9 protein-coding genes are annotated in these 12969 nt (G+C 65.3%); 1 reads left to right on the plus strand and 8 read right to left on the minus strand.

Annotated elements, in window-relative coordinates; genetic code table 11:
* Nucleotides 1-11: 11 nt before the first annotated feature.
* The 8 genes from QQL79_RS13915 to QQL79_RS13950 all read right to left on the minus strand — a co-directional run bounded on the left by QQL79_RS13915 (nt 12) and on the right by QQL79_RS13950 (nt 11273).
* Complete coding sequence (locus QQL79_RS13915) at nt 12-1871, minus strand: pseudouridine synthase (protein WP_284391803.1); 1860 nt, start codon at nt 1869-1871, stop codon at nt 12-14.
* Nucleotides 1872-2001: 130 nt separating this feature from the next.
* Nucleotides 2002-2688, minus strand: coding sequence for a hypothetical protein (locus tag QQL79_RS13920; RefSeq protein WP_284391805.1), 687 nt, complete (start codon nt 2686-2688; stop codon nt 2002-2004).
* Nucleotides 2689-2776: 88 nt separating this feature from the next.
* On the minus strand, nt 2777-3340 hold the full coding sequence (lspA, locus tag QQL79_RS13925; protein WP_284391806.1) for a signal peptidase II: 564 nt from the start codon (nt 3338-3340) through the stop codon (nt 2777-2779).
* A 176-nt stretch (nt 3341-3516) separates the two neighbouring features.
* Nucleotides 3517-6495 carry an isoleucine--tRNA ligase gene (gene ileS / locus QQL79_RS13930; RefSeq protein WP_284391807.1) on the minus strand — a complete coding sequence of 993 codons (2979 nt, stop codon included), beginning with the start codon at nt 6493-6495 and terminating at the stop codon, nt 3517-3519.
* 235 nt (nt 6496-6730) lie between these two features.
* Nucleotides 6731-7708 (minus strand): bifunctional riboflavin kinase/FAD synthetase, encoded by a 978-nt coding sequence (locus QQL79_RS13935; protein WP_284391809.1) that lies wholly within the window; start codon nt 7706-7708, stop codon nt 6731-6733.
* Nucleotides 7709-7713: 5 nt separating this feature from the next.
* Nucleotides 7714-8580 (minus strand): TIGR01459 family HAD-type hydrolase, encoded by an 867-nt coding sequence (locus tag QQL79_RS13940; RefSeq protein ID WP_284391810.1) that lies wholly within the window; start codon nt 8578-8580, stop codon nt 7714-7716.
* 174 nt (nt 8581-8754) lie between these two features.
* Nucleotides 8755-9984, minus strand: coding sequence for an EAL domain-containing protein (locus QQL79_RS13945; protein WP_284391812.1), 1230 nt, complete (start codon nt 9982-9984; stop codon nt 8755-8757).
* 104 nt (nt 9985-10088) lie between these two features.
* Nucleotides 10089-11273 carry an ROK family transcriptional regulator gene (locus tag QQL79_RS13950; RefSeq protein ID WP_284391814.1) on the minus strand — a complete coding sequence of 395 codons (1185 nt, stop codon included), beginning with the start codon at nt 11271-11273 and terminating at the stop codon, nt 10089-10091.
* 187 nt (nt 11274-11460) lie between these two features.
* Between QQL79_RS13950 and QQL79_RS13955 the strand changes: the two genes are divergently transcribed.
* Nucleotides 11461-12891, plus strand: a complete 1431-nt coding sequence (locus tag QQL79_RS13955) for a sigma-54-dependent transcriptional regulator (protein ID WP_284391816.1) — start codon at nt 11461-11463, stop codon at nt 12889-12891.
* Nucleotides 12892-12969: the final 78 nt, after the last annotated feature.

The following is a 12969-nucleotide window of genomic DNA, read 5'->3' on the forward strand; positions in this document are numbered from 1 at the left end:
GGTGGTTGTCGTCAGGCCTTGGGACGGCGCGGACCGGTGGGGCGGGCACCGGACTTTGGTGCGCCTGAGCGTGGCGCGCCGGATTTGGGGCCGCCGGGGCGTGGGCCGCGCGAGGGTGCGGCGCCGTCGCGCTTGGGATGGGGCTTGCCATCGGCGCGGGTCTTTGGCTTGCCGTAGGTCTTAGCCTCCGAACCTAGATTGTCGCGGCCGGGACGGGGGGCACGGGCAGGACGGGGGGCGCGATCGGCGTCGGGGCGCATGGAGCGCGGCTTTTCCGAGAAATTGCGGCCGGGACGCTTGGGCGCGCCGGTGAAGGCTGCGCCCTCGCCGCGTTCGCTATCGGGACGGGTGCGCGGCGCGAAGCTGCGCGGCGGGCGTTCACCAGCCGCCGCATCATTGCGGCGAGGGCCGCGCGGGGTGCCGGTGAAGGCACGATCCTGCGGAGGGCGACCGCCTTCGGGGCGGGGACCACGGGGACGCTCGGCAAAGCCGCGCTGGGGCGCGCCGGCATCGTCGCGACGGGGCGGACGATCACCGAAATCGCGCTTGGGGCGCTCGCTGCGCTCGGCAAAGCCGCCGGCGCGGGCGGGACGCTCGCTAAAGCCGCGCTTGGGGCGATCCTCACCCTCGCGGCGGGGCTTGCCAAAGGCCGGTTTGTCGCCAAAGGACTTTTTGTCGGCGCGGGGCTTCTTGTCACCGAAGGATTTCTTGTCGCCGGCCGGCTTGGCAGGACGCTCGGGACGCTTGCCGAAGGTGCGGGCAGATTGATCGTCTGGATCGCGCCAGGCGGGCTTGCCGCCACCACGCTTGGCGACGAAATCCTCGGGGGCGCGGCCATCCTCTTCGAAATGGATGCGGCGGGGTGGCGCCATCTCTTCGTCTGCACGCGGATCGACGCGTCTGGCGGCCGGCTTGCGGCTGTCGAATCGGCCGGGGCGATCCTGGCGGGGACGCTCGGCGCGGATTTCCTCTTCGGTCTTTTCAGCGTGATCGGTGAAGCGGAAGCGCTGCTGGGCGATTTCGACGGTATTGGTGCCGCGGCCGGTGAGGCGATCACGGGTCGGCTTGCCGGTGAGCTGGCTGATTTCGGGCATTTCGCTGTCGAAATCGACATCGGCGGCATCGGCCAGTTTTTTGCCGAGCTGGTCGCGCAGGGTCTTGGCCTTGACGGTTTCGATGGCGCCGACGGGGATATCGCCAAGCTGGAAGGGACCGTAGGAAACGCGGATCAGGCGGTTGACCTCAAGACCGAGGGCGCCGAGCACGTTCTTGACTTCGCGGTTCTTGCCTTCGCGCAAAGCCATGACGATCCACACATTGGAGCCCTGCTCGCGCTCGAGCGTGGCTTCGATGGCGCCATATTTGATGCCGTCGATCTCGATGCCGTCCTTGAGGCGGTCGAGCGCGGCCTGGGTGACCGTGCCATGGGCGCGCACGCGATAGCGGCGCAGCCAGCCGGTGGCGGGCAATTCGAGGACGCGCTTGAGGCCGCCATCATTGGTGACCAGCAGCAGGCCCTCGGTATTGATATCGAGGCGGCCGACCGAGACGACACGCGGCAGGCCGTGTTCCTCGAGCGCCTCGAAGACGGTGGGGCGGCCTTCGGGGTCCTTCTCGGTGACCACCAGGCCCGCGGGCTTGTGATAGAGCCAGACGCGGGTGCCCTGGCGGGCAGCCAGCGGGGCACCATCGACCATGACCTTGTCACGCGAGGTGACGTTGAAGGCCGGGGTCAGCACTTTCTTGCCGTTGACGCTGACGCGGCCGGCGGTGATCCAGGCTTCGGCGTCACGCCGCGAGCAGAGGCCGGAGCGGGCGATGACCTTGGCGAGGCGGTCGCCGGTATCGTGGGGGACGGGAGAATCGGTCATCGGCGTGGTGCCTTCATGTCATGCGGGACCCCGGAGGGCGGCGCTGGTGGAGCAATGAGAAATCCCATCGCACAAAACGAACGCCCCGCACAGGGCGGGGCGCTGGGAAAGATGCCAGAAAGGCTGGCGATCAGTCCTTCTTCATATCGCGGATTTCCGAATCGATGGCGCCGCCCAGCATACCCGAGCCGGTGGGACCGGTGCTGCGCAGGGCGCGGCGGATTTCCTCGGGGCAGCTCGGATCGCTGAGCGAAACGATCTGGCCGGCCGGGTTGCGGCAGACCATGTCGGCATTGCCGACGCGGGTGAAATATTCGTCAGGCGGCAGATAGAGCGGGCGCTTGCCATTGACGCCGACCGCCATATTGGCGGCCTGCATGCGGGCGGTGAGGGCCCTGGCTTCGGCTTCGGTCAGCGGACGGCCCGACATGGAGCGCAGATCGACGACCTTGGCATTGCGCAGGCGGGCGAGATCGGCTTCGGTGAGGCCGGAGGCGTCGATCCGCACCGCATCGCTATTGGCGGGCAGCTGGGCGACGGCAACGGCCGTGGTGGGGGCCGGCAGATTTTCGGCATTGCGCGGCAATACCAGCGGGGCTCGGGCCTGGGTAGGCTCTTCCTTGGGGGCTTCGCCGGGGATCAGACCAAAGCCGCGGGCGGTGGAACTCATCACCTCGCGCTCGAAAGTACCAGGATCGGTGAGAGCATTAGTGCCCTCCACCGTGGTACAGGCAGCCAGCGCGACAGCAAGCAACAGGCTCAGCGACGCCATTGAGGCCTTGCGGGCGACAGCGAGCCCGGTCAATCCAATACGCATGCAACGTCCTTCACGATTTCGGCCGCGCTTATATAGCATCCTGCCGCCTAAGACCAGATTCTGGCAGTAAAGTGTTCGCGGAATGAAATCAGGCGTCAACGCGGCGCGAACGACCCAGGCCAAGCATGTCGGCAATGAGCAGGATGACGCCCAGGGTGATGGCGATATCGGCAAGGTTGAAGATGTAGAAGGAATAGGCCTGCCAGTGGAAATGGAAGAAATCGGCCACAGCGCCATAAAGCAGGCGATCGAGCGCATTGGAGAGCGCGCCGCCGATACAGAGGGCCAGGCCCATGCGGATCAGCCGCTGTTCAGCGCGCCACCACCAGACCGAAAGCAGCGCAATGGCCACGAGCATGATGGCGCCCAGGCCCCAGACCGGCAGGCTATCGAACAGGCCATAGGAAATGCCGGTATTCCAGACCAGGACATAATCGAAGAAATCGGTGACGCGGACGACTTCGCCACCGCGCCAATTGGTCATGGAGACCGGGATATAGGTGGTGAAGATATCGACGCAGGGCGCGGCGCCGATGGCGATACAATCGGCCGAGACCTGGAAGGCCTTGTGGGCGCGATCAATGCCGAAGGCGAGGATGGCCGCGGTGATGGAAGCGTAGGTGGTGGGGTTGAGGAGTTTGGTCAAAAACATAGTGGCTCCCATCACCCCCTCCCGGCCTCCCCCATCAAGGGGGAGGTGGAGCGCGGTGTATTTTCTGAGATAGCGCCACACCCACAGGACGGCACCTCCCCCTTGATGGGGGAGGCCAGCTTTTTCGCCGCGGCGAAAAAGCTGGGGAGGGGGTGATGCGGGATGGCGAGCAAGCGCTAAAGCCCCAGAGCAGCGCGTTCGCGCAAGGCTTGGGCGTCGCGCAGGGAGACGTCGGGGAAGTCGGGGTCGGAGCCGACTTCGGGCAGGACTTTCCACGAGCGGGCGCAGCGATTGCCTTCGGCAAGAACGGGGACAACAGCGACGCCGGGGACGTCTTCGAGGCGGAAGCCGTCGGCGGGGCCTTCGGTGGTCAGTAGCGAGACATCCGAGGTGATGGCGATTTCGGCCAGGTCCTGGCCTTCCAACGCCGTGAGGTAACGCTCATCGGCGATGAAGACTTTTGGGGCGGCTTCGAGCGAAGAGCCGATGCGCTTTTCGCGGCGCTCGACTTCGAGGGCGCCGGTCACGACGCGGCGGACGGCGCGGATGAGCTGCCATTTATTGGCGAGATCATCGTCGAGCCATTCGGCCGGGACTTCGGGCAACAAGCGCAGGTGGACCGAGGCGCCCTCCTCCGGGTGCCGCTCAAGCCAGCATTCTTCCATGGTGAAGACCAGGATGGGGGCAAGCCAGGCGGTGAGGCAATCGAACAGGTGATTGAGCACGGTGAGCGACGCCTTGCGGCGAACCGAAGAGATCGGGTCGCAATAGAGCGCGTCCTTGCGGATATCGAAGTAGAAGGCCGACAATTCGATATTCATGAAATTGCCGAGCAGGGTCACGACGCGCCGGAAATCATATTCCTTGAAGGCGGTGCGAACCTGGACGTCGAGCTGGGCCAGACGATGCAGCATGAGCCGTTCCAGCTCGGGCATATCGGCAAAGTCGACAATGTCACCGGGCTGGTAATGGGCGAGATTGCCCAAAAGCCAACGCAGCGTGTTGCGCAGCTTGCGGTAGCTATCGACCGTGGTCTGGATGATTTCCTTGCCCAGACGCAGATCTTCCGAATAGTCGGAGGAGGCGACCCAGAGGCGCAGGATATCGGCGCCATATTGCTTGATGATGTCCTGCGGGGCGACGGTATTGCCCAGCGACTTGCTCATCTTGCGGCCTTCGCCATCCATGGTGAAGCCGTGCGTAAGCACGCTGTCATAGGGGGCAAAGCCGTTGGTGGCGCAGCTTTCGAGCAGGGAGGAATGGAACCAGCCGCGATGCTGGTCGGAGCCTTCGAGATACATGGAGGCCGGGAATTTCAGATGCGGCCACTTTTGTTTATTGCGCAGCACGAAAGAGTGGGTCGAACCGCTGTCGAACCACACATCGAGCACGTCGGTGACCATTTCATAGTCTTCGACGGCATATTGGCTGCCCAGATAGTGCTGGGCCGCATCGGGCTTATACCAGGCATCGGCACCTTCTTCCTCGAAGGACTGGGCGATGCGGTGATTGACCACCTCATCCCTAAGGATTTCGCCGGTTTCCTTATGCACGAAAACCGTGATCGGCACGCCCCAGGCGCGCTGGCGGCTGAGCACCCAATCGGGGCGGTCGGCGATCATCGAGCGCAGGCGGTTCTGTCCCGTCGAAGGATAGAACTTGGTCTGGTCGATGGCGCGCAGGGCGCGGGCGCGCAGGGTATCCCCGCTCTGCCCGCTGATGTCGCGGTCCATATAGACGAACCATTGCGGGGTATTGCGGAAGATCACCGGCTTTTTGGAGCGCCAGGAATGGGGATATTGGTGCTTTACGCGGCCGCGGGCGACCATGGCGTGACGCTCGGCCAAGGCCGTGATGACGCGCTGGTTGGCATCGCCCTTCTTGCCATTGTCATCGATGACGCGGCCGCCTTCAAAGCCGGGGGCGTCCTTGGTGTAGAAACCGTCATCGGCCACGACATAGGGGATGGTGCTATCGATGCCGCGCTCGGCCAAGAGGCGGAATGAATTCATCCAGATCTCAAAGTCGTCGAGACCGTGGCTGGGCGCGGTATGGACGAAGCCCGTGCCGGTATCGTCGGTGACGTGATCGCCATCGAGCAGGGGCACATCGAAATTGTAGCCGCCGCCAAAGCCGCGCAGCGGATGGGCGCAGGCGGAGATCATGCCCGGATCGACATCGTGCAGGCGGGAGAAGCCGGTGACCTTGGCCTTGGTGAAGACTTCACCGGCCAGATTGTCAGCCAGCACATAGCGCTCGCCGGTGCTGGCCCAATTGCCTTCGGGCGCCTCGGTGACCTCGTAAAGGCCATAGCGGACCTTGCTGGAATAGCTGATGGCGCGGTTGGCCGGGATGGTCCAGGGGGTGGTCGTCCAGATGACGACAGAGGCCCCTTCGAGGCCACGGATAGCATCGGCGCTGGTGGCAAAACCGGCTTCGGCCTTGGTGTCGACAGTGGCGGAGGCGCCCAGAACCGGGAATTTCACCCAGATGGCGTCGCTCTCATAGTCCTGGTATTCGATTTCGGCTTCGGCCAAAGCGGTGCGCTCGACGACCGACCACATGACGGGCTTACTGCCGCGATAGAGCTGGCCCGACATCGAGACCTTCATCAGCTCGCGGGCGATCTGGGCTTCGGCATCAAAGCTCATGGTGAGATAGGGCACATCCCACTCGCCCAGCACGCCAAGGCGCTTGAATTCCTCGCGCTGGATATCGACCCATTGCTCGGCAAAGGTGCGGCATTCCTGGCGGAATTCGATGATCGGAACGTCGTTCTTGTCCTTGCCCTTGGCGCGGTACTGCTCTTCGATCTTCCATTCGATGGGCAGGCCGTGGCAGTCCCAGCCGGGAACATAGGCAGCGTTGTTGCCCAGGAATTGCTGGGACCGGCTGATCATGTCTTTCAGCGTCTTATTGAGCGCGTGGCCGATATGGATATTGCCATTGGCGTATGGGGGGCCGTCATGCAGGGTGAAGAGCGGCCGGTCGGCGGCCTGCTCGCGCTGCAGCTTGTAAATGTCCATGTCCGCCCAGCGCTTGAGCCAGATGGGCTCGCGCTCGGGCAGGCCCGCGCGCATGGGGAAAGCGGTTTCCGGGAGGAAGAGCGTCGACGAATAGTCGGTTTCGGTGGCGCCCGCAGCGGTATCGGTCATGGGGTAAGCAATCGCATGGGAAGAATTGGGCGCCTTTTAGCAAGGCGTGGGCGATGGGGCAAAGGATGATTTTGGGGGGCTGGTGGGGCCCCGGTGCGGGTTGGGGGATTGGAGTACCCCCTCCTAGCCTCCCCCTGATAGGGGGAGGGATGGCTCCACTCTTTGAACTGGATCGAGTTTTAGCCAGCAGACGGTCTCTCCCCCTATCAGGGGGAGGCTAGGAGGGGGTATCCGCTTAGCCCCCGACAAACCCCAGCCGCGCATCGAGCGGACTAATCGGTTTGCCTTCGGCAATGAGAGCGCGGGCCTTGCGGCTGTCGCGGTCCATGGCGGCGATCAGTTCGTCGAGGCCGGAGAAGACTTCCTGGCCGCGGATGTGGCAGAGCAGAGCCACCGAAATGGTCTGGTCATAGATGTCGCCGGAAAAATCGAAGAGGTGGGTTTCGAAGGGCGGGCGCTGGTTATCGAACATGGGCTTGCCGAAGGCGGCGACGCCGTCGAGCAGGCGGTCGCCCAGGCGGGCGCGCACGGCATAGACGCCCTGGGCGAGCCCGAAGCCGGTGGGGGTGGCCATATTGGCGGTGGGATAGCCCAGCTCGCGGCCGCGCTGGTCGCCCTTTTCGACGACGCCTTCGAAGAACCAGTGATAGCCGAGCAGGCGATTGGCGGCGGTGACGGCGCCTTCGGAGAGAGCAGCGCGGATCCGGGAAGATGAGATCGGTTCGTCGCCCTCATCCATCAGGCCCAGGGTTTCGACGGCAAAGCCCAGCCGGTCGCCTTCCGCCTTGAGGAAGGTGGGCGTGCCGCGGCGCTGGCGGCCGAAATGGAAATCGGTGCCGACGATGACGCCGGTTACGGCCAACGCATCGACGAGGAAGCGTGAGACGAAATCTTCCGCCTCGATCTGGGAGAAGGCGCGGTCGAAATTGGCGATGATGATGGCATCGAGCCCCAGAGCCTGGGCCAGGCGCGCCTTGGCGTCGCCCTGGGTCAGCCGGAACATGAAGGGGGCGGGGGCGAAGACATCGCGTGGATGCGGCTCGAAGGTGAGCACAACGGCGGGAACGCCGGCTTCGGCAGCGCGGGTCTTGAGCGCTTCGAGCACGGATTGATGGCCGCGATGGAAACCGTCGAAATTGCCGATGGCGACATAGGCGCCGCGCAGCGAGGCCGGGATGGCGGAGAGATCCGAAAGGCGAAGAAAATCGGTCACGGTGGCTACCAGGCGAGGCGGGGCAGGAAGCCGGCCATGCGGGCGCGGCTGGGGGCGACGAGATCGGCAATGGCCTGCGGATCGGGCTTGCCAAAGGCGTCGAGTTCGGCGGCGTGGATGGAGCCGGTGATGAAGAGCAGGTCGAGCCCGAACTGGGCGGCGCCGGTGGCGTCGGTGCGCACGCTATCGCCAATGGCGAGGACGCGCGACTTGTCGAGCTTGCGCCCGGCGGCGACTTCGGCGAGGCGGAAGGCTTCCTCGTAAATGGGCTGATAGGGCTTGCCGGCCATGAGCACCATGCCGCCCATGGCCGCGTAAAGATCGCCCAGAGCGCCGCCGCAATAGATGATCTTGTCGCCATGCTCGACCACGCGGTCGGGATTGGCGCAGATCATGGGCAGCTTGCGGGCGAGCCAGAGCTTGGCGCGTTCGCGATACATTTCGGGGGTGTCGTCATCGGTGTCGAGATCGGTGACGATGACGGCCTCGGCTTCCTCGGGGCCGGTGCGGCGGACGTTGAGCCCTTCATAGAGCGCGTCGTCCTCGGTGGCCGGGCCGACATGGTGGATGGCGCGGCCGGAATATTTGGCGATCATGGTGCGGGTGGCATCGCCCGAGGAGACGATGGCGTCATAGGCGTCGCGGACCACGCCGAGCCGGTCGAGCATGTCGACGATGGGTGGGGATGGGCGCGGCGCATTGGTGATGAACACCACCTTGCCCCCTGCCCTGCGGTACTCGACCAATGCCTCGACGGCGCTGGGGAAAGCGGCGACCCCGTTATGCACCACGCCCCAGACATCGCTGAGCACGGCATCGTAACGGCCCGCCAGATCGGAAAGGCCGGCAATGTTGGGAATGGGCTGGGTCATGGCTGGGGTCCGGGGCGGTGGAAGGCACGTCCTATGTGGCAGCTTGGGTGGCAGGATCAAGCGAAAAGCGGCGCGGGGCCGGTTTGCGGTGGATGCAGACTGGCGGGACCGAACGCCACGCCCTCGTCCTTCGACACGCTCAGGATGAGGTCTACCGGGAAACCGCAGCCGGGATTAAACCTCGGCCCGCTGGCGGGTGACCTGGCGGAGGGGTTCGGCCATGAGATCGGGGCGGATGGGGCCGGGGCCGGCAATATAGGGGCCCTGGACCAGGGTGATGCCAGTATCGAGCAGCTCGACGATCTGGCTTTCCCCGGCAATGCCCATGGCCAGAAGCGCGATCTCGAAACGGGCGAGATAATTGGCGATATCGGCGGGGTGGTAATCGGTGAAATCTTCAGGCCGCTCGATGAAACGGGCGGCATCGATGCGCAGCGTGCGCACACCCTGCGCGGCCAGCTCGGCAAGATCGACGCGCAGGGACGCAATGCCGGTCAGCGAGAAGCCGGCGCCCTTTTTGGCGATGGCATCGGCAATGGCGCGCTCGCCGGTGGTGAGGGAGAGCCACTGGCCTTCGGGGAAGCGGAAGGTGAGCAGCGCGGCAATGGCCCGATTGGCTTCGAGCGTGGCCATGAGCTGGGCCGAGGCATCGGAATCGCCCAAGGTGGCCCGCGACAGGGGCACATAGAGCTTGACGGGCTGGCCGCCGGTGCGGGCGCGGCGGGCAATGGTCACGGCTTCGACCAGGCCAATGGCCTCGATATGGATCAGCACATCCTCGCCGCCCTGGCGGGGCAGGAAATCGGCGCTGTCGGCCAGATCGCCATCGTCCAGCATGAGGCGAGGCACCAGATCATAACCCTGGGGGCGGCGCTGGGGCAAAGTCACCACGGGCTGGACATGATAGATGAGCCGGTTTTCGGCCACCGAACGACGCAGCGTTTCGAGCGGAATGACCGGCTCGGGCTCGCGGATAGCCGGCGCCAGGGGTGCGGTGCCGATAGGGCGGTCACGGTGGGTGGGCGCGACACGGGCGGCGCGTTCCTCGATTTCGGACACGGCTTCGGCGACCTGGCGGATGACCGTGCCCAAAACGGAAATATCGGCCTCGACGCCTTCAAGGCGCCCGCCGGCATCGATATCGGTCAAGGCGTTGATGCGCTGTCCGAGCACGGCGCCGGCCTGGGCATCGGTGGCCAGCAGGCGCGAAAGATCCTCGATGGCCTTTTCGAGCCGGGCCTCCGCACGCTGGCGCAGGGCGCGCTCCAGCAGGACCACGCAGACGCAGCCGAAAACCACGGCGGCGAGAATGGCTTCGGCCGGAGTGAAAGTCAGACCGAAATAGGCGATGGCGCCGACGCCAATCGCTGCAAGCCCGATGAATATATAGACCAGTGCCTGCACGGGCGGACCTGCCCCCCTTCCACGCGCCGGGATTCGGCTTCTTCTTCTAGCATCGCCCTCCCCGGTGCAAAAGCGGCGTGGCAGGGTTTTGCAGGGGTGTGGTGCTAGGTCACCAGCAAATGCCAGGAACGGGAGAAGTAGCGGCGGAAGAGGTGGAGCTGGGCGGCGCCGGTGGCCGCGGCCGAGCTGGCCTGCAGGCCCGCCTCGACACGGGGCATGGGCCGCACCAGGGTCGGGAACCGGCCGAGGTGGTGGGTGGTGCGTTCGAGCAGGCGGGCCAGAATGGCGCGGGGAATGACCCCATCGATGACGGCGCGCTCGATATCAATCATGGCGCGGGTGCTGAGTACAGCGGTGGCCAGCGCCCGGCCGGCCTCATCGAGCCAGGCGGAAGCCACCGGCTCGAGCGCATCCCAATCCCAATCCTGCGGGAAACCCGGCGGACGACTCATGCCGGCGGCCCTGAGGCGGTGATCGAGCGCGTTCAGCGAAGCGACCATATGTACATAGGTGGGCGCGCCATCGGGACCCGCGACCACGATGCTGCCCAGATCGGCGGCATTGCCGGAGGGGTCTTCCCAGAGGGAGCCGTTGACCACGATGCCGGCGCCGACAAAGGTGCCGACATGCAGATAGGCGAAGATGCTGGGGCGCGGCGCGGGCTGCGCCAGGATTTCGGCCCAGCCGGCGGCGCTGCCGTCATTGAACCATTGCGCGGGAAGCCCCGTGGCGGCGGCGACGCGGCCGGCAATGTCGATGTCGCGCCACAGCTCGACCTGCTCAGGAGGCGCGCCGATGCGCATTATGCTGCCATGAATGAAGGTCGGCGCGGCGACGCCGATGCCCACCAGCCGGCCGCAATCCTCGGGCGCCATGCCGGACCGCAGGGTCTGCACATCGGCGGCGACATCGGCAAAGACGGTATTGGCATCGGGATATTCGTAGCTGGCGCGCAGCGTGGCAAGGGTGCGCCCGGCCAGATCGTAAAGCAGGACTTCGCGGTGGCGCCAGCCGATCTCGACGCCGATGCAATAGGCGCCGCGCGGATTGATGAAGAGCGGAGTGGCCGGCTGGCCACGCCGACCGCGCAGCACTTCGCCCCGCATGATCATGGAGCGAGCCTCCAGATCGGAGACGATGCGCGAGGTGGTTTGGGGCCCGAGGCCCGTGCGCCGGGCCAGATCGGCATTGGAAAGACCGGGGGAAATGGCGACCAGCGTCAGCACTGCCCGCTCATTGGCAATGCGCACCCCGGCCTGGGCTACGCCCCGGCCAATGGGCTCAAACATATCAATGGGGGATTGGTCTTCCATAACCACGACTTAATCGTGTGCGCGGCGGCCGATCAAGCACCGAAACACCGGCCGGTGCATACGGTTTATTTACCCTGTTGGCGAACAATCGGGGTAACACCGGAAACCCCGCCATGGCGGCGGGGCAAGCCGGGCGGATTTGACTTTGACAAGGACGGGCCGCATGGCGATGCACACTCGAAGCGACAGCATGTCGCAGGGCCGTCTGCTGCTGGTCGAGCAGGATGGCCTTGCCGCGCAGCTTGTTGCCGAGGGCCTGGCGCAGAATCTGGTCACCGCCCCGCGAATCACCTTGACCACGACCGGAAGACAGGCCGCCGACGCGCTGCGCGAAGGGCGCTTCGATATCGTACTGGCAGATCTGTCGAGCCTGGGCGACCTGGATGATCGCGGCGAGGAAGCCGTGGCGCGGCTGACCCGGCTGGCCAATGGCGCATTGGTGCTGGCACTGTCGGATGGCGGCTCGGTTTCGGCGGCGGTGGGCGCGATGCGTGCAGGCGCCCACGACTATATGGCCAAGCCCATTACCGGGCCGGCGCTGGCGGCCAAGATCGGCGAATTGGCCGAGCGGCACGGCAAGGGACGGACGCTGAGCCTTGAGGCCCATAGCGGGGGCCGGATGGCCGATTATGCCGGATTCATCGGCGCATCGAGCGCCATGCAGTTTGTTTATGAGCAGATCGGGCGGATCGCGACCTCATCGGCTCCGGTCTTCATCACCGGGGAAAGCGGCACGGGCAAGGATGTGTGCGCCGAGGCGCTGCATGCTCAGGGCTCGCGCGCGGGCAAGCGCATGGTCGCCATCAATTGCGCGGCTATTCCGCGCGACCTGATGGAAAGCGAATTATTCGGGGTGGCGCGGGGCGCCTTTACCGGCGCGCATGAAGACCGCAAGGGAGCGGCCGAGCTCGCCGATGGCGGCACGCTTTTCCTCGACGAGATCGGGGAAATGGACCTGTCGCTGCAAAGCAAGTTGCTGCGGTTCCTGCAGACCGGGACATTGAGCCGGGTGGGCGAATCGAGCGTGCGACGGGTGGATGTGCGGGTGATCTGCGCCACCAACCGCAACCCGATGCAGCTGATTTCGGAAAAGAAATTCCGCGAAGACCTGTTCTACCGGCTGCATGTGCTGCCCATTCACCTGCCGCCGCTGCGGCAGCGGCCCACCGATATCCTGGTATTGGCCCGGCATTTCCTCGAACGCTATGGAAGGGAAGAGCACAAGGGCTTTACCGGCTTTTCGGGCGAAGCGGGCGCGGTGCTGGCGGCGGCGGAATGGAAGGGCAATGTGCGGCAGCTGCAAAACCTGGTGCGGCGGCTGGTGGTGATGTTCGACGGCGGAGAAATCAACGCCCAGATGCTGGCGGCGGCCGATGTGGAATCGCGCGGCACCATGGCGGTGGCGACGCCTGTGCCGGGGCGGCGGCCGGCGATTTTGCCGATGTGGCAGCAGGAACAGCGCATTATCGAGGATGCCATTGCCAGCTTTGGCGGCAATGTCTCGCTGGCCGCGGCCGCGCTGGAAATCAGCCCATCGACCATCTATCGCAAGCGGCAGGGCTGGGCGGAGATGGGTGTGGCTGGGGCGGCTTAGGGGCTTGGTTGTGAGATCGGAGTACCCCCTCCTAGCCTCCCCCTGATAGGGGGAGGGATCTCTCCACTCTTAAGGCTG

The sequence above is a fragment of the Devosia yakushimensis genome (assembly GCF_030159855.1).
Taxonomy (GTDB): domain Bacteria; phylum Pseudomonadota; class Alphaproteobacteria; order Rhizobiales; family Devosiaceae; genus Devosia; species Devosia yakushimensis.